Origin of the sequence: Pseudomonas syringae group sp. 243L2, assembly GCF_032587875.1 — a bacterium.
Taxonomy (GTDB): Bacteria; Pseudomonadota; Gammaproteobacteria; order Pseudomonadales; family Pseudomonadaceae; genus Aquipseudomonas; species Aquipseudomonas amygdali.
Genome location: NZ_JAWHPL010000019.1, coordinates 313,721 through 334,970, shown reverse-complemented (window position 1 = coordinate 334,970; position 21,250 = coordinate 313,721). Strand labels below are relative to the sequence as shown.

Genomic DNA, 21,250 nt, shown 5'->3' with positions numbered 1-21,250 from the left:
CACCTTTGCGGACGTCGCTCATGGCCTCAACCCTATCGCGCAGCGCCATGGCAAACAGCTAGCAATTCTTATAGGTTTTACACGACTGACAGCCGGTTGGACGCAGGCGTGGCACTGTCCTTGCTAATTGCTATATTAAGCCCCCTACACCGGCTCTATGACAAAGGAGGTCAAGCCATGCATATCAGGTTGTCGGATTTCAATTCGCGTCTGCAATCGGCATCTACAGTGGATCAGCAAATGGATTGCGCACTGTTACTGGCATCGGAGCTTGGATTCGATGCAGTGATTTACGATTACAGCCCGGTGCCTGTGTCCCATGATGGAGCACTGATCACACCTTCGTTGCTTTCATTGCGCAACACCCCGGCCGATTGGCACGCACTCTGGTGCAGCCAGGGGTACTACCAGATCGACCCGGTGCAACACCTGGCGGTGGCCAGCGTTTCGCCTTTTGTATGGTCATACCAGCCCAAGGCTGAAACGGTGCTACAAACCTTTATCACCGACATGCACAAGCCGGTGGTGCGCTACCTGCATGACTCACACATGACGTGTGGCGTGACGGTGCCTATCCACATGCCCAAGGGCGGTTTCGCCACCCTGACAGGCCTGTGTTCCGACAGCAGCGACGCTGCACTGGAAGATGCCCGGCAGAGCCTGGCCGAGTTCGGTCTGCTGGCTCATGCCTTTCAGGAAGTCGCCTACCCGCTGTTTGACCAGAAGATGCGCTCCTGTAATGCGATCAAGCTCACCCGCCGCGAGCGTGAATGCCTGAGCTGGTCTGCCGAAGGGCTGACGGCCAGGGAAATCGCCGATCAGCTCAACCGTTCGGTCGCCACGGTGACGCTGCATCTGAATTCGGCCATGCAGAAACTGGGAGCCAAAAACCGTGTGCAGGCAGTCGTGCGTGCCGTTCACTACCGTTTACTCGACCAATGACCGGTTCATCAGCCAAAACCTATCATTTTCTATAGTTTTAAGATGCCACGCGCAGCGCTATGGTGCCCCGAACTATCCAGCAGGGACCGGCGACATGGCAGACATGACGATCAAGGAAGGTTTTGCGCCGTTCGGCGACTATCAGACGTGGTATCGCGTCACCGGCAACTTGCAAGGCCCGCGTACACCGTTGGTCATTCTGCACGGCGGCCCCGGCTGTACCCATGATTACGTGGACTCGTTCAAGGACCTCGCCAGTACCAGTCAGGCGGTGATCCATTACGACCAGTTGGGTAACGGAAAGTCGACTCACCTGCCCCATGAGAGTCGCGAATTCTGGACAGTCGATCTGTTCCTGAGAGAGCTGAACAACCTGCTTGCCCACTTGGGCATCGAAGGCAATTACGCGTTATTGGGCCAGTCGTGGGGCGGCATGCTGGCTTCGGAGCATTCGGTGCTCCAGCCCAAAGGGCTGAAAGCGCTGATTGTTGCCAACTCCCCGGCAGACATGCAGACCTGGGTAAGCGAGGCCAACCGACTGCGCGAGGACTTGCCTGAAGCTGTGCAAGCTGCGTTGCTCAAGCACGAGCAGGCAGGAACGCTGACTGACCCTGAGTACCTTGAAGCATCGCGGGCATTTTATGACCGTCATGTATGCCGCATCACACCCTGGCCGGACGAGGTGAAACGCACCTTCGACCAGATCGATGCGGACCCGACCGTGTATCACGCCATGAATGGCCCTACCGAGTTTCACGTTATCGGCACCCTGAAAAACTGGACCATTGTCGACAGGCTGGAAAACATCAAGGTCCCGACATTGGTGATTTCGGGGTTTTACGACGAAGCCACTCCACTCGTGGTGAAACCCTACGTGGAAAACATCCCTGACGTTCGCTGGTCGGTGTTCAGAGAGTCCAGCCACATGCCCCATGTGGAAGAAAGAATGGCGTGCATGGGCTGCGTAGCAGGTTTTCTGGATAAGTTATCTGTGGCCGCTACCGTGTCAGCGGCTTAGTCCTGCAGTCCCGACTGAACACAGACCTCGACCCCCCTACAACTAGAGTTAATACTTTAGAAATAGTGAACTGTGTAAACCGTTAACATTATTCACTCTATGACGGGGACTTTTAGCGCCTGATGCTTAACAGAACCCACATGGCATTATGTCCATCATGAAATAACTTTCATCGCGATTAATTAAAGCTCCTCAGGCGTCAGCAGAAAAACAGATATCGGAAAGGAACGCATTGCCCTTCCGCCTGTTTTGCCGCTGGAGGCAACCATGAACATCAGATCGCTGAATATTTCACGCAGGGCATCCCTGTTTTTTGGCGTTATTACCTTGCTGCTGATTGGCCTCGGAGGATTCTCCTACGTGCAGATCGACCATCTGCGCACGGCCGAGCAGAACATCGAAGAAAACTCGTTGCCCAGCATTCAGGTCGTCGACGACATTCAGATCGCCCTGCTTCACGCTCGTCTGGAAAGCATCAGGATGCTCGCCAGTACCGATCCTGCCGTGCACAGCACAGCAGAAGCCAAAGCCCGGGAAGCGATAGAGGCGCTCAGGTCGAACAGCGAGTTTTATCGGAAAAATCTGATTTCGGGCGAAGCCGACCGTGCGCAATTCGAAGACGCCAACAGCAAGATGGGGGCCTACATCGACGGCGTGAAACAGATCATCGCCCTGGACAGTTCCGATCATGAGAAAGCTGTTTCCTTTGCTAACGCAGAACAGGTTCAGCGCGCCAATGCCTATCAGGAAAAACTCACCACCCTGCGTGGGCACAACGCTGAAGAAGCCGTGAGCTCCGGAAAAGATGCCACCGACGTGTACAACCACAGCGTCAATGTATTGCTGACCGTTGTCATTGCAGCGTCCCTTCTGACTGTGGTTCTGGCGATTACCCTGACACGCAGTATTGTCGATCCGCTCAACGCTTCCCTCAAACTGGCAGAAGACATCGCCGCAGGCGACCTGACCCGGCAACTGGGCATTACCGGCAGCGACGAAGCATCACGCTTGATGACGGCCCTCAACACCATGTCGGGGAACCTGCGTACCACCATTCATGAGATTTCCGGCGCATCCGCCCAATTAAGTACCGCTGCCGTCGAGATGACGTCAATCACCGAAAGCGCCGACCGTACACTGCAACAACAGAACAGCGAAATCGAACAGGCCGCCACTGCTGTAAACGAAATGAGTGCTGCCGTAGAAGAAGTCGCTCGTAATGCTACGTCTACCTCCCAGGCCGCCCAACAATCCAGCCTCTCTGCCGATCTGGGCAACCAGCGCGTGACCGAAACCCTGACCGCCATGCACAACCTGACCGGCCTGGTCGAGGGCTCCTCTGCACAAGTCACGGCCCTGGCCGGCCAGGCACAGGACATCAGCAAAGTGTTGGGCGTGATTCGCGGAATTGCCGAGCAGACCAACCTGCTGGCATTGAACGCAGCCATCGAAGCCGCGCGTGCCGGTGAACAAGGCCGGGGGTTTGCCGTGGTGGCTGATGAAGTACGCGCGCTGGCGCACCGCACACAAACGTCCACTCAGGAAGTCGAACAGATGATCTCGGCGATTCAGGCCGGTTCTTCGGCCACAGTCGAGTCCATGCAGAAGAGCACTCAGGAAGTCCACAGTACTCGCAAGACAGCAGAAGACGCCGGACAATCGCTGCGCCAGATCACCGACTCGGTACTGGAAATCAATAACCGTAACCTGCAGATCGCTGCGGCATCGGAACAACAGGCGCATGTAGCACGTGATGTTGACAGAAGTCTGATCAGCATCCGTGATCTGGCCGTACAGAGCAGCGAAGGCACCCGGCAAACACTGATTGCCAGTACCGAACTTTCGCAGTTGGCAGTCAACTTGAATGATCTTGTACTGCGCTTCAAGACATGATGCGAAACGGGATCCATAACTATCAGGCATGGCGACAGGGCAGCAGATTCGTCTGCTGCACCTTTTCATAGCGCTAGTGCCATTTCTGGCAAAAAAACAATAACAAAATGCCAGCACTCGACTGCCATTAAAGTTGCATTTCATGTGTTTCATTAACGATACAAATACCTGCTATCAGGTATGATGCGCGCTACTTGAATACGGGAAGTATGAGGTATGCCGTGCAGAATCATTGTGGCCGACGACCACCCGCTGTTTCGTGAGGGCATGCTGCGTACTATCGAGCGGCTGATACCCGAAGCGATTATTGAAGAAGCAGGCAATCTGGATGAAGTACTCACCCTCGCACGCCGGGGTGATGAGGTCGACACACTAGTGCTAGACCTGCGCTTTCCGGGGCTCACTTCGATGCAGACCATCGGCAGCCTGCGCAGCGAGTTCAAACGCACTTCAATCATTGTCGTCTCGATGGTCGATGATCTGGACACCATTTCACAGGTCATGTCTCAGGGTGCGGATGGCTTCATTGGCAAAAATATAGACCCCCTGGAAATTGCCGAATCCATCATCGCCATCCGCGATGGCGAAGTGGTGGTCAAGTACAAGCCCGAAGGTTCGTTACTGAGCGATCTGGACTCTGGCGCAATCAGCCATCTGACCGCACGTCAAAGAGAAGTACTGGGGCTTGTGGCGTCGGGAAAAACCAACAAGGAAATCGCCAGGGATCTGGGTATTTCACCCTTTACCGTGCGTATTCATGTCTCCAGCCTGCTCAAGGCGCTTGGTGTGTCCACCCGATCGGCTGCCGCTGCACAGTTTTCCAGCCTGGCCGGCAAACAGCACTGAGACGGTAGCCGTCATGTCATTACTGCCCCAACGAATAGACCTGGAAATGACTCAGGCGCTGCTGCGCATGGCGGTCATTGCCACATCGATCCTTTACGCACTGATCGCGTATGGGATGGGTGAAATGTCAGAGAACAAGCTATTTGTGATCCTGGCTTATTGCATGGGCTTCGGCGTCGTCACGGTGGGGCTGATCATACGCATTGCCCAGCGCCCGGGTGCCTCCGGCAGACGACGTCTGTTTGCCCTGGTGACCGATAATCTGGCGGGAATCGTAACGATCTCGGTTGGCGGCGAGGCCATGTTGCCGGTGTACTCGGTAATGCTGAGCATGACGGTCGGCTACGGCATGCGCTACGGGCGCAACTACCTGCTGCTGGCAACCGGCTTTTCCATGATTTCGTTGATGATCATCATCGTGCTCACGCCGTTTCTGCGTGAACACCATGCTGTGGCCGTCATGATGATCCTGACCATGCTGGTCCTGCCACTGTTTGTCTATTTTCTGCTTGGCCGACTGCACATGGCCCTTGAAGAAACCCAGGCGGCCAATCAGGCCAAGTCAAGGTTTCTGGCTCAGGCCAGTCATGACCTGCGCCAGCCGATCCACTCCATCAGCCTGTTTACTGCCTGCCTGCGCGATGCGGCTTTGGGCGATAACGAACAACGTCTGGTAAATAACATCGACCGGGCATTGAGTGCGGTAGAACAACTGTTTCGTTCGTTGCTGGACATCTACACCCTCAATCAGGGCGAAGTCGCACCGCGCCCCGAATCAGTCGACCTGGATGCACTGCTCAACGGGCTGGCCGCTCAGAACAGCGAGGCTGCCACCTGGGCTGGCGTGGACATTCGCGTACACAGCGGCAACCATCACGTCTGGACCGACCCGGCCTTGCTGCGCACGCTGTTGCAGAACCTTGTCTCCAATGCTTTCAAATACGCGCCGGGCAAACCGATTCTGATTGGCTGTCGCCGGCAAAAAGGCACAGTCAGCATTGGTGTTTATGATCGGGGCCGCGGCATACCCGCCGAGCACTTGCCGCACTTGTGCAACGAGTTCTATCGCGTCCGCGAGAAGCGTGACCGTGATATTGAAGGTGTTGGCCTGGGGCTGAGTATCGTCAGCCGTATCGCCAGGCTCATGAATCTGCGGGTCAATATCAGTTCAGTGCCCGAGCGCGGCACTGCGGTAACCGTCAGCGGCCTGAAAGCCGTGGCCGCCAGCCAGCCGGTGAACAACATCGAAATCAACTGGAATACCCGCCTGCTTTCCGGCCTGCGCGTCATGCTGATCGAAGACAATCGCAACGTGCTTGAAGCCACCGCCATGTTGCTGCGCAGATGGGGCTGCGAGGTACAGACCTTCAGCAGCATCCCCGAGATCAGTGTTGACTGTGATCTGGTAGTCACTGACTTCGATCTGGATCGTACGGCCTCGGGCGCCGACTGCATTGCCTACCTGAGCGGGCTGCAGGGAAGGCGCATACCCGCTATCGTGATTACCGGCCATGAGCTTCAGCACGTCCGGCAGACGCTGAACGATCCGGATATCCCCGTTCTATCAAAACCGGTAAGGCCGGTCGAACTGCGCTCGCTGTTGCTGAGTTTCAAGGCCGGTTCGGCGGTGTACTGACAGTCGTTGGAATGTGTTGCTTGCAGACGTTGGGCAGCGAGCTGTGGTCAATCAGTTGTGAAGCGCTCAACCACATTGCCCTTGAACTTGATGAAAATGCGCGTAATCGACGCTTTTCTTCCGGTAGCTTGCGTGCCGCTCAGTGTGCTTGCGTCGCCTATCATTTCCTGCGCATCGCCCATACGCGATTGCCCTTGAAGCAAGGTGGATGCCGCGTCTCCGGAACCGTATCGGTTGGAGTACTTGACCGCCATTTTGGTCAATGAGTTAAGACCTGATTCGTTACGGTCGTAGTACCACTCAGAGCTGTTATCGGACACATTGTCCTGCGCCGAATAAGGCGCACCAAACGCCTGGCGAATCTGTTCCTTGGTCGACTTGCGGGCAATGATGTTGGCTTTTATATAGTCAGGCGCATATTTGTAATCACCGGTCAGGGTATCGAGCGGGTTGCCGCCACCGGTCGAACAGGCCGTCATGGTTGCTGTGACCAGCGTAATCGCCGCCAACCCCCTTATGTTTGCCAAATGGCGAGAAATACCCATGCGCGTTCCCTCTGAAAACAAAGTCTGTTGTGAGTGATCCGTTTACACCACTGCAAGACCTGTTACGGTCGCGCACGCGCGGCCGGCGACGTTATAAAAACGTCGTCTGCCATCAACAAGTCAGGGTGTTATTCAGCGCATTAGCTTAAGTTGCCGAACCATGGCCAGCCATAGTACGGATGTACTAGTAACAGTAAGGATGTACTGCTTCTGCAGACTGACAACTTTCTCAGAAACGGTAAGTCGCCCCCACGCCCAAAAAGCTGGCGCGGTTCTGATAGCGCGCGCTGTAACTGGCCAGCGCATTGGCACGGCTGACATCAACGCTTTCTTCTTTAAGATAGGCGTAGGCAACATCAAGGGTCAGTTCTTTGCTGACGTCATAACCCGCCCCCACACTGAAGATCGTACGGTCGCCGGTCGGTGTGCGTGGCGAGCGATTGGTATTGCTGGTCGGTGACTGATCCAGACGGATGCCGGTACGCAACGACCAGTGTGAATCCAGTCGATACGATGTGCCGAGCGCATAGGCCCAGGTATCGTGCCAGTCCAGCCCGCCAGCGATAGCGCCAGACAAGGACGCAGCAAGTATCCCTCCACGCGCAGGGCTGATGTTCTCGGTGCTGAAACTCAGGTCCTTCATGCGGCTCCAGCGCGTCCAGGTCGTCCCCGCATAAAGTGTCCAGGCATCGGTGAGCTTCTGGGTGACTGACAATTCGTAGGATTCAGGAGTATCGACCTGTAGCGAGCAGTCATAGCGATTGCTGCTCAGCAACTGGGCTGGCGTACCGGCACCTGTGGCAACCTCGGTGTGGCAATCCAGGTCGTAGCGCACTTTGGAGTGGTAGGTCAAACCAGCCTGCGTGGTATCAGTCAGGCTGGCCAGAACGCCGATATTGAAGCCCAGCGCGACATCCTTGCCCTTCACCTTCACATTACTGTCGGCGATGGCCGGGTTAAGCGTCAGGTCCGACTCCAGCGAGCCGGCAAACTGATTGATGGTCGGCCCGAAGCCCACCGATACCCTGTCATTGAAGGCATAACTCAATGTCGGTTGCAGGGTCAGAACTTTTGCATCGCTCTTGCTGGCAAAGGCGCGCCCTTGAAAACCGCGTTCGTAATCCGTCGCCAGACCGAACGGCACGTACGCGCCAAGGCCGATGGCCCAGTGTTCATTCAGCCTGCGAGTATAAAAACCGAACGGGATGGCCTTGAATGGCACCATGTCGCCATCGTTGCTGCCGCTCGAACGTCCACTCACCTGGCTGATATCCGTCGATGCATCGATAAAGGTAGCGCCACCGGTGACCTGCTGGCCGGCCAGACGCGCCATGCCTGCAGGGTTGCCGTATACCGTGCCGGCATCTTCGGCGGCAGAGGCCCGGCCCGCAAACGCTGTGCCCATGCCGCTTATACCTTGCTCGTTAAGCGCAAAGCCACCTGCATACAAGTGCGTAGAAATCATGGCAACCGTGAAGCCCAGGGTCGTCTTGTGCATGGTGTTCAATGCTCGCAGTAAAGGGGGTCCGGTCAACCCGTTTGAAGGGGAAACTGCCTGCATACACCTGCAAAGTGTTTTCAGGCATTCCATGCGCTGGCAAACCTGCGATTTTATCAACGCAAAAATAGGATCCCTATAGTACACATGTACTAGTACACACCTCTTGGGTAAGTCCTTAACGTTGACAAGGGCATTAAACTCGTTAAATAGTTGGAGGCGAGGAACACAATATTTTATGTAAGCCACGATCAGGTATGGCACGATCACTTCCTGCACAAGATCGGCAGCGTCAGGCGTACTGCCAAGGCTGCATCAGTGCTTTTATGACCAGGGTGACGCATTTTGAACAACAAATTGACTTCAGCAGAGCTGGCAGTCATCAGTGAGATCGAGGCCACTTCCAGCCTTTTAAGGCTGGTGACCCGGCTGACCGGCCTGAGATTCGCGGCAATTGCCAAAGTAACCGAAACCAGCTGGACGGCATGTGCTGTGTACGACGAGATCAAGTTCGGACTGGAGGCCGGCCACGAGCTCAAACTGGAAACCACGCTGTGCAATGAGTTACGCCAGCACAAGCGTCCTATAGTGATCAACGAAGTTGCCACGGATGCGGTCTACGCAGAGCACCCCATCCCGAAACTCTACGGTTTTCAGAGCTATTTCTCGTTGCCGATCATTTTCCCCAACGGAGACTTTTTCGGCACGCTCTGCGGTCTGGACAACCTGCCGACGCCACTCGACGACGCCGATACGCTAGATACCCTGAAAGTCTTCTGCACGTTGATCGCCAGCACGCTGTACGCGCACTACCAACTGCAGGAAATGCAGGAAGTCACTGCTTAAGGCATGGAATGCCTCAGGTGCGCAATTGCCGTTCCATGATCAATGTGCGCTCTTCCCCTTCCTGATGCTCTCGCACTAACCTGAAACCCAGCGCCTTGTAAAACTCCTGCGCAGTCAAGGATGACGGCACAATCAGCAGCCCTATGTCAGTCTCCAGGGCGACACGTTCCAGCTTTGCCATCAACAAACGCCCGACGCCCCGACGATGCCAGTCAGGGTCGACAAACACCGAGCGCACAACCTGACCCTCCAGGCTGGCAGTTCCGACAACCACCTCCCCCGCCACCGCCACCGCCACCGCCACAAACATCCGACGTTGCTGCATGAGCCGCTCAATGGCAGACGGGCTGAAACTCAGTTGCACGCGCTCGATCACACTGACTGGGTAATCCCTGGCATTGCTGGTGCGCAAGGCAGCCAGCACCACTCGACTGATGGCGTCAGCGTCTGCTCTCCGTGCGGGTCGAACCTTGATGTCCATTTTTCGTACCTGGGCAGATAAACCGCACATGAAGAGCACAGTGAAAGCCGGCTTCGTTGATACCGAGCCATGACCGTTTTGCTGATGTGTAACCAAACGACGAATGGCATTTTTTGTAACACTCTGCATACAAACGAGCAGGCCCTTTATCTTATGGGGCTGCGCGACCGATAGCGCTTAAAAAGTAGCCGTCTGCGGCCGATCAACCTGTACCTCGCCTGTAATTGAATTTTTTTCATCTGTTAAAGTCGGCTCCGTGATGTCATATAGTCATCACCGAACACCCATCGAGAATTTTATGAACGCCAGTGCCCCCATTCCGCTGAATGAAACGCAACGTCTGTTGCGCATCAGGGAGCTGTGCGTACTTGAAAACACCTCTGACGACGTGTTCGATGAAATCGTGGCGATGACCGCCGATTTCTTCCAGACGCCGATTGCGTTGATCTCGATTGTCGATGAACACCGTCAGTGGTTTCGCGCCAGAGTGGGTTTGAATGCCCAGGAAACGCCACGCAACGTCTCCTTCTGTGCTTACACGATCCTTTCCGACTCGCTGTTTGAAATTCCGGATGCGACCCTCGACGACCGGTTCATGAACAATAGCCTGGTGACCGGCCACCCCGATATTCGCTACTACGCGGGTGCCCCGCTGATTACCGATGACGGCATCGCTCTGGGCAGCCTGTGCGTGATCGACACCAAGCCGCGTGAACCGATGAGCGAGCATCAGATGCAGATGCTCAAGCGTTTCGCCTCATTGGTCATGAAGCGCATAGTCAGCTTGCGCCTCAGTTGCTTCATTGACCAGCCGACCGGCCTGTACAACCGGTCACGCCTGCAGGAAGACATCCATCAGGCACTGCTATCGAGCGTTGATTATCAGTTGGTCGTGGTGGACATGATCACCTCTGCGTTCCTGAACGATATCGTCAAGGCTCTGGGCTACAGCTTCTCTCAGGATCTGGTGACAGAAATCAAGAGCCGCCTGGAGCATCTGCTGCCGCCAACCTGTTCGCTGTACAAGGTCAGCCCTACCCGCTTCGGCTTTCTGCTGCCCGGAGAAAGAGCGCCTGATCATCTGTTTCGTACCATTCTCGAAGACTTCGAGACACCGGTAGAATGCCGGGGCATCCCGGTGCAAATGCAGGTGGGTCTGGGGGTTGTCACCCTGAACCGCGACCCGACCGAAGAGCAGGACTGGATGCGCATGGTCATCAGCGCTGCCGATGATGCCCGCGACCGGAATCTGGGCTGGGCGATGTATGAGCCGCACTTCGATGCCGCCCAGCAACGTGCTTTCAAACTGCTCAGTTCGTTGACCAGCGCAGTCCACTCGCATGATCAACTGCGCCTGGTCTACCAGCCGCGCATCGACCTCGCCTCTGGTGTGTGCACCTCGGTAGAAGCCTTGCTGCGCTGGAACCACCCGACGCTCGGTCCCATCGGACCTGCCGAATTCGTACCGCTGGCCGAGAAAACCGCACTCATGCGTCCACTGAGTCTGTGGGTGCTGACAAGCGCAATCGAGCAGGCCGCGCGCTGGCAGCAACAAGGCTTCGATTTCCGTATTGCGATCAACGTCACCCCGGAAGACCTTACCGGCCCGGCTTTCACTGACCGGATGATTCGCCTGCTGGGTCAGCACAAGATCGACCCCACACGCTTTGAGCTGGAGTTCACCGAGGGCGCGTTGATGCACAACCCGGCCGAAGTGCGTCACCAGTTGGAACGCATGCGTCAGATGGGCATGGATGTGGCGATCGATGACTTTGGTACGGGCTACAGCAACTGGAACTACCTGCGGCAATTGCCCGCGACCACCGTCAAGCTCGATCAGTCGCTGATTCGCAATCTGGCGTCTGACAAGACCGATCAGCGTCTGGTCAAGGCGCTGATCGGCCTTGCCAAGAAGCTGGGTTATTGCGTGGTGGCCGAAGGCATCGAAACAGACGAAATTCGCCGCCTGGTCAAGCAATGGGGCTGTGATGAGGGGCAGGGCTATCTGATTTCCAAACCTATGGAAGCCGACGCCGTACTCAACTGGCTAGGCCCGGACCGCCGCCTGCAAACGGTCACTGAAGCCGCCGAAGCCGCTGTCATCCGCGACAAATGGTTATAACCTTAGAACACTTCTTCATAACCGTTTGCAACACAAGCCGTTATGCTGCCCGCCACTTTTTGCCTGATGCGTTTGCTTGAATAGGTTGGTTATGGAAGCGGGTGGTCTGGGGTTTGTAGTTGCAGGGTTGGTAGTCGGTTTTATCGTTGGCATGACCGGAGTCGGCGGCGGCTCGCTGATGACGCCCATTCTGTTGTGGTTCGGCATCAACCCGGCCACGGCGGTCGGCACGGACCTTTTGTACGCAGCGATTACCAAGTCCGGCGGGGTTCTGGTACATCGCAAGAATGACAACATCGACTGGAAAGTCACCGGTCTGCTAACCCTGGGCAGCGTCCCTGCCGTGCTGCTGACGCTGTGGTTCCTGAGCACACTGCATACCGCACCTGAGGCCCTGAACGCGATCATCAAGCAGGCGCTGGGCTTTGTACTGCTGTTGACTGCCCTGGCCGTTCTGTTCAAGAAAAAGCTGCTGGCCTTCGCTCATGGTCGCGGGGATGGACATTCGTTTTTCAGCGGTACGAGCCTGACAGTATTGACCGTCATCACCGGCTTGATCCTCGGCACCATGGTCGCACTGACGTCCATTGGTGCGGGCGCGCTGGGTACCGTGGCGTTGTTCATCCTCTACCCTCTGCTACCGACCCGGCGTCTGGTAGGCACGGAAATCGCCCACGCCGTCCCTCTTACGCTGGTTGCAGGTCTGGGCCACGCGAGCATGGGTAACATGAACTGGGAATTGCTGGGCTGGCTGCTGATGGGTTCATTACCGGGCATTTACCTGGGCAGCCACATGGCGGGCCGCGTTTCCGACGACCTGCTGCGGCCTTTCCTGGCCATCATGCTGGGCATGATCGGCTTCAAGCTGGTGTTCTGATCGGCGCCTATCCATCAGCCTGTCACATTTCTGAGTCAGGCTTGCCCACGAACAAAGTCTCGAAAGCCGCAGAGCCGGTTTGCCTGCAGGCCGTGCGCACTCATCGGGAATTGTAATTTTTTGTAGCGAGACACCGATTTTCGGCGCAGGATTTCGTGCGTCAGCTTCAGCGCCGATGACCCGGCACAGACTTACCCTCACTGAAAGGAGATGCCAACAATGCTCATCCGAATTGAAGAAGGTGTATATGGCGACGCTTGGGTTGTAATACTGGACGACTATCCGGTCAAATGCCGGAGCTGGCAGGAAGCCAGAGAATTTGCCGACCGCATGAAATCCAGAATCGACGCGCCTCATTCGCTGCCGCATATGACACGCCGCGCAGCCGCCGAAATAAGCGTTCAGGCGGCCGCCCGCTAGACCGACTCCATCCCCGCGAATCACTCGACACAGCGTTGCCACGCAACCGGCGACGCTGTTTCACCCCGTCACCACGCCGCTTGAATTATCGAACCACTTCTCGTTTCCATGACATCCGTTTCACATCCTCTTCACGTCCGGCTGCGTAAATTGACCCTACTCCTTTGATGAATCCCATTTGGCCCACCCCGTTGTGGGCCATTTTTTTGCCTGTAGAAAAGTACCAGCACTCCTCCATGGATCAGGCCGGTTTATTCGCTTCGCACTGTTTGCGACGAAGAAGCAGTCAGGACCGGACTGCTCAGGACACCAGCACTCAGCTCCGCCAAGCGATCATTGCCTGTACCGTTGGCCGTGTTGTTGCTCCAATTCGCTGTCGTCGTTGCCACCCAGCCCAACACAAACAATGCAACCGCCTGCAACGCCCACTTGGTAATGATCGACATGTGCTCTCTCCTTGTTCGGGTCTGGATGGCGAGCATGTAAACACCTCACCATGACAGAAGAATTGCAGAGGTTTTTATTTTTGCCAGCCACAAGCCCATCTTTGTGAAAAGAAGGTTTGTGAAACAGGAATGAGCGGTCTGCAAGAGAAATACCCACACTCATGAGCGGGGTATTTCCGGAAGGCGGGGTCAATACTTGGTGCTTTGCTGCTCAGGCCTGGCAGGCGTGTCCACATGGCGCGGACCAGCGACCAGCAGGGCCAATACGCCAGCAATCGGCACGGCAACAACAACGATGATCCACATCAGCTTGTTGCTGGATTGTGTCTTGCTCTTGCGAATACGCATGACTGCCCAAATGTCCGAAATCACGATCAGAGCAGTCAGCGCTGCAAACAGCCACAAATGATTTTCCGATATCCAACCCATTTGAAATCTCCTGCACCATCAACGAAGGCAGCCAGACCGGCTGCCCTACTGTAGAAGAGGCCGGAAAGCGGCCTAAAGTTCAGAGAATCTTTCGGATTGTGACCGGGTGCTCAGCCCAGAGGCAAGAGCGTCCAGAACGGCACACACAAGCAGAGCATGAGCACGATAGGCGTATTCCTCTGCACATCGTTCCTCAAGCTCCAGCGTGGGAATGCCGTTCGTGACGCTCCGCGTCACACTCCCGTCAGGTAATCGGTGCCGGGTTGAACAGCGTGATGTCGTTGTGCAGCCGGTAGTGCTCGGTCCAGGTCTTTTTCTTGCCGCTGGCCACATCCAGATAGAAGTGGAAAAGCTCCCAGCCCAGGTCCTCGATGCTTGCGCGTCCTGTGGCAATGCGTCCGGCGTCTATGTCGATCAGGTCAGGCCAGCGCTGAGCCAGTTCGGTGCGGGTCGAGACCTTCACCACTGGTGCCATCGCCAGACCATACGGCGTACCGCGTCCGGTAGTGAACACATGCAGGTTCATACCGGCCGCCAATTGCAACGTACCGCAGACGAAGTCACTGGCAGGCGTAGCGCAGAAGATCAGCCCCTTGCCATTGACCCGCTCACCAGGGCCGAGCACGCCATTGATGGCGCTGCTGCCTGACTTGACGATAGACCCTAGAGACTTCTCGACGATGTTCGACAACCCGCCTTTCTTGTTGCCCGGCGTAGTGTTGGCGCTGCGATCTGCCTCGCCTTTGGCCAGGTAACGGTCGTACCAGTCCATTTCCCGCACCAGCGCCTGCGCGACCTCCTGGTCCTGCGCGCGTGATGTCAGCAGATAGATGGCGTCGCGCACTTCGGTTACTTCGGAAAACATCACCGTCGCACCGGCACGCAGCAACAGATCCGAGGCGTAGCCCAGCGCCGGGTTGGCGGTGATGCCGGAAAACGCATCACTGCCGCCGCACTGCATGCCAAGGATCAACTCCGACGCCGGAACCGTTTCGCGACGCCGCAGATCCAGCTTTTTCAAACGTGTTTCGGCCAGTTCCATGATCTGTTCGATCATTTCATTGAAGCCATGACTGGAATCCTGCAAGCGATACAGCCAAGGCTCGCTGAGGTCCACCGAGCTGTCGCCCTCATGCATCACCTGCCCGGCCTGCAACTTCTCGCAGCCCAGGCTGATCACCAGCGCCTCGCCACCCAGGTTCGGGTTGCGTGCCAGATTGCGCACAGTACGAATCGGAATATAGGCATCGGTGGCAGTGATTGCCACGCCGCAGCCGTAGCTGTGAGTCAGGGCCACGACGTCATCGACGTTAGGGTATCTGGGCAACAGCTCGTCGCGGATGCGCTTGACCGCGTGGTCGAGCACACCGGTCACGCACTGCACGGTGGTGGTGATACCCAGAATGTTACGGGTACCCACGGTGCCGTCAGCGTTGCGATAGCCTTCGAAGGTATAACCCTCCAGCGGGGCCTGTTTCTCGGGCACCGCGTCGGACATCGGCAGGCTGTCGAGCGCAGGTGCCGAGGGCATGCGCAGTTGGTCTTCCCTGACCCAGCTGCCACGCGGTATCGGTTGCAGCGCATAGCCAATGGTGTGGCCGTAACGAATCACGGCCTCGCCCACGGCGAGGTCAACAGTACTGACCTTGTGGCTCTGCGGGACGTTATCGACAGTCACCAGGCCGTTGTCGAATTCGGTTCCGGCCGGCACGCCCTGGTCGTTGACCACGACCACGACGTTATCCAGCGGATGCAGCCGGATATAGCGCGGCGAATCGGCATGTTGAATCAGGTTCATCACGGTTTCCTCAGGATTTCGCTTCGGAAAGGTCGCTGACCGAGTCGTTCAGCAATGGCCCCTTGGCAGGCGGCTCTTTCAATTCCACACGCTTGATTTCACCCACGATGAAAATGTAACTGATTACCGCCAGCAGCGCGTTGGCGCCCACGAACACCAGTGCCCATTTGAACGAGCCGGTGCTGCTGATGATGTAACCAATCACGATCGGAGTGGTGATCGATGCAATGTTACCGAAGGTGTTGAACAGACCACCGCTCAAACCGGCAATCTGCTTGGGTGAAACATCGGACATGACAGCCCAGCCCAGTGCACCGACGCCTTTGCCGAAGAATGCCAGGGCCATGAAGCCTACCACCACCCATTCGATATCAACGTAGTTGCAGGTCACGATCGAGGTGGACAGCAGCAGGCCACCGATGATCGGCGCCTTGCGGGCGAAGGTCAGCGAGTGGCCCTTGCGCAGCAGGTAGTCGGAGATGATTCCGCCCAACACGCCGCCGATGAAGCCGCAGATAGCCGGCAACGAGGCAATGATGCCCGCCTTGAGGATGGTCATGCCGCGCTCCTGAACCAGGTACACCGGGAACCAGGTCAGGAAGAAGTAGGTAATGCCGTTGATGCAGTATTGGCTGAGATAGATACCCAGCATCATGCGGTTGGTCAGCAACTGGCGGATGTAATCCCACTTCGGTCCGCTGTTGGCTGCTTTTTCCTTGCCTTTGCCCTTGTCCTGATCCAGGTCGACCAGCGCACCATTGCTGGAGATGTGTTCGAACTCGGCCTCGTTGATCATCGGGTGATTGCGCGGACCGTAGATGACCTTCATCCAGATCATCGAGAACAGGATACCGACTGCGCCCATGACCACGAACACGTGCTGCCAGCCGTAGGTGTAGACAATCCAGCCCATCAGCGGAGCGAACAGAACGGTGGCGAAGTATTGCGCCGAGTTGAAGATCGCCGAGGCCGTGCCGCGCTCGGCGGTCGGGAACCAGGCGGCGACGATGCGGGCGTTGCCCGGGAAGGAAGGCGCTTCAGCCAACCCGACCAGAAAGCGCAGCATGAACAGCGCGACGATGGCGGTGGAAATACCGAACTCACCCACATAGCCTTGCAGCAGGGTGAACAGCGACCAGGTGAAAATGCTCATGGCGTAGACTTTCTTCGACCCGAAACGGTCGAGCAGCCAGCCACCGGGGATCTGACCGGCCACGTAGGCCCAGCCAAATGCGGAGAAGATATAGCCCAGAGTGACCGGAGTAATGCCAAGGTCTTTCTGGATGCTGGAACCAGCGATAGCGATGGTGGCACGGTCGGCGTAGTTGATCGTGGTGACCAGAAACAGCATCAACAGAATCAAATAGCGGACGTGCGTCGGCTTGGACTTTTGCATGGTAGAGCTCCCACTGATTATTTTTTTACGCGGGTAAAGCTGTTTTTGGGTGTTGCATTACAGGCCCCTTGGCAGTGTCGCGGCGACGACAGCTACCACCTGTAAGGGTCATGCATTCCAACGACAAAACCGCTGATCGCTCAGCGGTTTTGTCCTGGGGGTGTTACTGCTTGCCTTGTTTGTCCATCAGCGCGGCGAGCATGTCGCACTCGTCCGGAGTCAGGTCAGTCAATGGCGCACGCACCGGGCCTGCGTCGTAGCCGGCGATTTTTGCGCCCGCCTTGACGATACTCACGGCGTAGCCGGCCTTGCGATTGCGGATTTCCAGATACGGCAGGAAGAAATCGTCGATGTACTTGCCGACCGCCTCGTGATCGTCACGGGCAATGGCGTGGTAGAAGTCCATCGCCAGCTTCGGCACGAAGTTGAACACTGCAGACGAGTAGACCGGCACGCCCAGCGCCTTGTAGGCAGCGGCATAGACTTCAGCGGTCGGCAGGCCGCCCAGGTACGAGAAGCGGTCGCCGAGACGGCGGCGGATCGAAACCATCAGCTCGATATCACCCAGACCGTCCTTGTAACCGATCAGGTTCGGGCAACGCTCGGCCAGTTGCTCCAGCAGGGTTGGGGTCAGGCGGCAGACGTTACGGTTGTAGACAACCACACCGATCTTCACCGACTTGCACACCGCTTCAACGTGGGCGGCAACGCCGTCCTGGCTGGCTTCGGTCAGGTAATGCGGCAGCAGCAGCAGACCTTTGGCGCCCAGACGCTCGGCTTCCTGAGCGTACTCGATGGCCTGACGGGTCGGACCGCCTACACCGGCCAGGATTGGCACGCTGGTGGCGCAGGTGTCGACGGCAGTCTTGATGATTTCGGAGTATTCGCTGGCGGCTAGGGAGAAGAACTCACCTGTGCCACCTGCGGCGAACAGAGCGCTGGCGCCGTACGGTGCCAGCCACTCGAGGCGTTTGATGTAGCCCGCGCGATGGAAGTCGCCCTGAGCGTTGAAATCGGTAACCGGGAAAGACAGCAGACCGGATGAGAGGATGGACTTCAGTTCTTGTGGATTCATTATTCGAACACCCTGGAGGAGATAATTGTTAGAGGATCACCGGGTCAGCGCCGATGTCGTAAGTCATCGTACAACTGATAATAAAATCACTCAACAGGGATTTTCGGGTTTTTTCAGAGGGAAAGGACGGGGGCCGTTTTTGGCTCACGCGATGCCGCGTAGATTTGTGACGCAGAGCATCAAGACAGGCATTCCCACGCTGGAGCGTGAGGAACGATAGGCCTGACTATTGTGCGAGAGCGTGCGGATAACCTCAATCCACCTAACCTATCGTGCGACGCTCCGCGTCGCATGCCGTTCTGGACGCTCTGCGTCCTCTTTAATCGTCAGGCCCGCTGCGACTCGGCTTCTTCGTGGGCGTGGCGCAGGCGTTCGCGGCTGTTGGTCAGGTGCAGGCGCATGGCGGCTCGGGCCGCATCGGAGTCCTGACGGGCGATGGCGTCGAAAATTTCTTCGTGCTCGCGGCTCAGGCGGTCCATGTAGTGCTGCTGATCATCATGGGCCAGACGCGCAGAGTTCAACCGTGTGCGCGGGATGATGCTGGTGCCCAAGTGGGTCATGATGTCCGTGAAGTAGCGATTGCCGGTCGATAGCGCAATCTGCAGGTGGAACTGGAAGTCAGACGCCACCGCATCCGTGGCGTGTGCGGCACTTTCATTGAGCGCGTCCAGCGCCGAACGCATCGCCGCCAACTGCTCGTCACTGCGCCGCTGGGCTGCCAGCCCGGCCGACTCGACTTCCAGGCTGATACGCAATTCGAGAATAGCCAGCACATCACGCAGAGTGACAATGGTGGCCGGATCGATACGGAACCCACTGGGGCTTGGCGTATCGAGAACGAAGGTGCCGATGCCGTGGCGGGTCTCGACCAGACCGGACGCTTGCAGGCGCGAAATCGCCTCGCGCACCACGGTGCGGCTAACGCCCTGCTCTTCCATGATTGCGGATTCGGTAGGCAGTTTGTCGCCACGCTTGAGCTGACCGCTGCGAATTCGCTCGGACAGCTCAGTCACCAACTCCTGCGCGAGGCTGCGGTGTTTTCTACGGGCGCGGGGCGGAGCGCTTTGATTTTCCATCCAACATCGATCTCTGGACTGCTAAACATGGGCTAATCATAGCTCAGCGGTTGTATGATCACACCCTCAAAAGCGCCACCCGCCCAACAGCGTCAACCTCAAACCGCTGCAGGTGTCGGTTGCTCGAGCAGTTTTGCGCCCTCGATACGCACATGCCGACCATGAAAGCGTTTGAGGCTGCTGCGATGTCCGATACTGACCAGCGTCAGACCGGGCAGGCCATCAATGATTGCGCGGTGCATGGCAGCCTCGTCATCCTCATCCATGGCCGAGGTGGCCTCATCCATATACAGCCAGCTTGGCGCGACCAGCAAGGCGCGAGCAAACGCCACTCGCTGCTGCTCGCCGGGCGACAGAAAGCGTTGCCAGTGATTGCTTTCATCCAGTCGCGGTATCAGGTGCTCCAGACGACACTGGTTCAGCACCTCTGCAAAGCGTTCTGCCGGGTAGCGTTGCGCAGGTTGTGGATAACTCATTGCCTCACGCAAGGTGCCGATGGGCAGATAAGGCCGTTGCGGCAGGAACAGCGCCGTCCCTGTGGGCACGCAAATCTGGCCCGAACCGTGCGGCCATAGACCACCGAAAGCCTTCAGCAATGAGCTTTTGCCACTGCCCGAGCGACCACTGAGCATCACTCGCTCTCCCGGACCGATATGCAGATTGGCATCGCTCAACAGTTGACGCCCCCCTGCGAGGCTCAATTCCAGGCCACGCAGGTCCAGTGTGTCGTTAGCGTGAACCCTTTCAATGGCCGGTTGCTGCGCTTCATGATCAGTCATGGCCTGACGGAAGCTCAGCAGGCGGTCACACGTGGCTCGCCATGAGGCCAGCGTGCTGTAGGCGCTGATGAACCAACTGAAGTTCTCCTGCACATTACCGAATGCCGAATTGATCTGCATCAGATCACCCAACTCGATCTTGCCCGAAAAATACCGCGGCGCAGCCACGATGAAAGGAAAGATCAGGGCAATCTGCGAATAACCCGATGTGAAGAACGTCAGTCGCTTCTGGACTTTCATGGATGCCCGGAAGTTATTCCAGATCATCATGAAGCGCCCGCTGAGGCGCTGGTTTTCATTACGCTCGCCCTCGGACAAGGCAATGCTTTCGGCGTTTTCCCGAACGCGCACCAGAGCAAAACGCAGGTCCGCCTCAAAGCGCTCCTGTTGGTTGTTCAACGGGATCAGCCGCTTGCCGATCCAGTGCGTCAACAGGCTGCCGATAAGCGCATAAAGCAGGGCCGCCCAGAACATATAGCCGGGTATGGTGACCCCGAACAGTTCGATGCTGCCCGACACGCCCCAGAGAATGACCGAGAACGAGACAAGACTGACGACCGCACTCATCAAGCCAAGCCCCAGACTGAGGGTGCTGGTGGTGAACTCGTTGAGGTCTTCGGACAGACGCTGGTCGGGGTTGTCGGTATATCCGCCCTGCTCCAGGTGGTAGTAGTTCTTGTCTGCTAGCCAGCGGGCGAAGTGCTGTTCAGTCAGCCAGCGACGCCAGCGAATGGTCAGCAACTGGGTCAGGTACAGACGATAGACCGCTGCCAGAATGGCGATCGCGGCGATACCGCTGAAGTACAGGATCAGGTGGGTGAAGGCAGCCAGGTCCTTATTCTGCAGCGCGTTGTAAAAATCCCGATACCAGCTGTTGAAGAAGACCGACACTTGTACGCTGAACAGCGACAGCGCAATCACCGAAACCAGCAACAGCCAGGCGGTGACCTTTTCCTCACTGCGCCAATACGGCGTAATCAGCTTCCAGACGCGGTGTAGAAACGCCCCTTTCACAGTGTCGTTGACGGCAGAATATTCAGCATTGCGATTCATGTAGGTCAGGCTCGCTCTCTTTGAAAGTACGATGCCTGATCACAATGAAGCAAAAAAACGCCTACACGACCACT

The 21,250-nt window shown here is 57.0% G+C and carries 19 protein-coding genes and 1 pseudogene; 10 read left to right on the top strand and 10 right to left on the bottom strand.

The features are described from left to right. Window positions 1-177: 177 nt before the first annotated feature. The 6 genes and pseudogenes from RYB66_RS11870 (at window position 178) to RYB66_RS11850 (ending at window position 6,335) form a co-directional block, all read left to right on the top strand. Window positions 178-942 carry a LuxR family transcriptional regulator gene (locus RYB66_RS11870; RefSeq protein ID WP_004656728.1) on the top strand — a complete coding sequence of 255 codons (765 nt, stop codon included), beginning with the start codon at window positions 178-180 and terminating at the stop codon, window positions 940-942. Window positions 943-1,036: 94 nt separating this feature from the next. Then, window positions 1,037-1,960 carry a proline iminopeptidase-family hydrolase gene (locus RYB66_RS11865; protein ID WP_316894439.1) on the top strand — a complete coding sequence of 308 codons (924 nt, stop codon included), beginning with the start codon at window positions 1,037-1,039 and terminating at the stop codon, window positions 1,958-1,960. A 267-nt stretch (window positions 1,961-2,227) separates the two neighbouring features. Then, window positions 2,228-2,995, top strand: a pseudogene (locus tag RYB66_RS26580) (MCP four helix bundle domain-containing protein); the annotation flags it as partial. Further along, a complete protein-coding gene (locus tag RYB66_RS26575; RefSeq protein WP_369812046.1) occupies window positions 2,972-3,853 on the top strand; it encodes a methyl-accepting chemotaxis protein in 882 nt (293 codons plus the stop codon). The pseudogene RYB66_RS26580 and the gene RYB66_RS26575, both read left to right, overlap by 24 nt. Window positions 3,854-4,069: 216 nt before the next feature. Continuing rightward, window positions 4,070-4,699: a response regulator gene (locus RYB66_RS11855; RefSeq protein WP_004656736.1), complete on the top strand. Its 630-nt coding sequence runs from the start codon at window positions 4,070-4,072 to the stop codon at window positions 4,697-4,699. Window positions 4,700-4,745: 46 nt separating this feature from the next. Continuing rightward, entirely contained in the window at window positions 4,746-6,335 is a 1,590-nt protein-coding gene (locus RYB66_RS11850; RefSeq protein ID WP_004666227.1) for a hybrid sensor histidine kinase/response regulator, read from the top strand. A 47-nt stretch (window positions 6,336-6,382) separates the two neighbouring features. Here the strand turns inward: RYB66_RS11850 and RYB66_RS11845 are convergent, their stop codons facing one another. Further along, a complete protein-coding gene (locus RYB66_RS11845; RefSeq protein ID WP_029241037.1) occupies window positions 6,383-6,880 on the bottom strand; it encodes a hypothetical protein in 498 nt (165 codons plus the stop codon). Between the two features lie 229 nt (window positions 6,881-7,109). Next, window positions 7,110-8,378, bottom strand: a complete 1,269-nt coding sequence (locus tag RYB66_RS11840) for an OmpP1/FadL family transporter (RefSeq protein WP_005745311.1) — start codon at window positions 8,376-8,378, stop codon at window positions 7,110-7,112. A 345-nt stretch (window positions 8,379-8,723) separates the two neighbouring features. Here RYB66_RS11840 and RYB66_RS11835 point away from each other — a divergent pair, with 345 nt between their 5' ends. Continuing rightward, entirely contained in the window at window positions 8,724-9,224 is a 501-nt protein-coding gene (locus RYB66_RS11835) for a GAF domain-containing protein (protein ID WP_002555174.1), read from the top strand. 13 nt (window positions 9,225-9,237) lie between these two features. On the opposite strand, the gene RYB66_RS11830 is transcribed toward RYB66_RS11835, so the two are convergent. After that, on the bottom strand, window positions 9,238-9,705 hold the full coding sequence (locus tag RYB66_RS11830; RefSeq protein WP_054996609.1) for a GNAT family N-acetyltransferase: 468 nt from the start codon (window positions 9,703-9,705) through the stop codon (window positions 9,238-9,240). Window positions 9,706-10,003: 298 nt separating this feature from the next. On the opposite strand from RYB66_RS11830, the gene RYB66_RS11825 reads away from it, so the two are divergent. The 3 genes from RYB66_RS11825 to RYB66_RS11815 all read left to right on the top strand — a co-directional run bounded on the left by RYB66_RS11825 (window position 10,004) and on the right by RYB66_RS11815 (window position 13,124). Beyond that, on the top strand, window positions 10,004-11,827 hold the full coding sequence (locus RYB66_RS11825) for an EAL domain-containing protein (RefSeq protein ID WP_316894435.1): 1,824 nt from the start codon (window positions 10,004-10,006) through the stop codon (window positions 11,825-11,827). A gap of 91 nt (window positions 11,828-11,918) precedes the next feature. Next, entirely contained in the window at window positions 11,919-12,704 is a 786-nt protein-coding gene (locus RYB66_RS11820; protein ID WP_004666230.1) for a sulfite exporter TauE/SafE family protein, read from the top strand. A 219-nt stretch (window positions 12,705-12,923) separates the two neighbouring features. Next, complete coding sequence (locus RYB66_RS11815) at window positions 12,924-13,124, top strand: hypothetical protein (protein ID WP_002555178.1); 201 nt, start codon at window positions 12,924-12,926, stop codon at window positions 13,122-13,124. 251 nt (window positions 13,125-13,375) lie between these two features. Here the strand turns inward: RYB66_RS11815 and RYB66_RS11810 are convergent, their stop codons facing one another. The 7 genes from RYB66_RS11810 to RYB66_RS11780 all read right to left on the bottom strand — a co-directional run bounded on the left by RYB66_RS11810 (window position 13,376) and on the right by RYB66_RS11780 (window position 21,176). Continuing rightward, complete coding sequence (locus RYB66_RS11810; RefSeq protein ID WP_005745315.1) at window positions 13,376-13,570, bottom strand: hypothetical protein; 195 nt, start codon at window positions 13,568-13,570, stop codon at window positions 13,376-13,378. Between the two features lie 189 nt (window positions 13,571-13,759). Then, the gene (locus RYB66_RS11805; RefSeq protein WP_002555179.1) at window positions 13,760-13,999 is read right to left on the bottom strand and encodes a PLD nuclease N-terminal domain-containing protein; all 240 of its coding nucleotides are present in this window, start codon (window positions 13,997-13,999) and stop codon (window positions 13,760-13,762) included. A gap of 244 nt (window positions 14,000-14,243) precedes the next feature. Then, window positions 14,244-15,797 carry a galactarate dehydratase gene (gene garD, locus RYB66_RS11800; RefSeq protein WP_004666231.1) on the bottom strand — a complete coding sequence of 518 codons (1,554 nt, stop codon included), beginning with the start codon at window positions 15,795-15,797 and terminating at the stop codon, window positions 14,244-14,246. Window positions 15,798-15,807: 10 nt separating this feature from the next. Further along, on the bottom strand, window positions 15,808-17,193 hold the full coding sequence (locus RYB66_RS11795; RefSeq protein WP_016982269.1) for an MFS transporter: 1,386 nt from the start codon (window positions 17,191-17,193) through the stop codon (window positions 15,808-15,810). A 163-nt stretch (window positions 17,194-17,356) separates the two neighbouring features. Then, the gene (kdgD, locus tag RYB66_RS11790) at window positions 17,357-18,268 is read right to left on the bottom strand and encodes a 5-dehydro-4-deoxyglucarate dehydratase (protein ID WP_005745319.1); all 912 of its coding nucleotides are present in this window, start codon (window positions 18,266-18,268) and stop codon (window positions 17,357-17,359) included. A 326-nt stretch (window positions 18,269-18,594) separates the two neighbouring features. Then, window positions 18,595-19,344 (bottom strand): FadR/GntR family transcriptional regulator, encoded by a 750-nt coding sequence (locus tag RYB66_RS11785; RefSeq protein ID WP_002555183.1) that lies wholly within the window; start codon window positions 19,342-19,344, stop codon window positions 18,595-18,597. Between the two features lie 98 nt (window positions 19,345-19,442). Beyond that, window positions 19,443-21,176, bottom strand: a complete 1,734-nt coding sequence (locus RYB66_RS11780) for an ABC transporter ATP-binding protein/permease (protein ID WP_316894431.1) — start codon at window positions 21,174-21,176, stop codon at window positions 19,443-19,445. Window positions 21,177-21,250 lie beyond the last annotated feature (74 nt).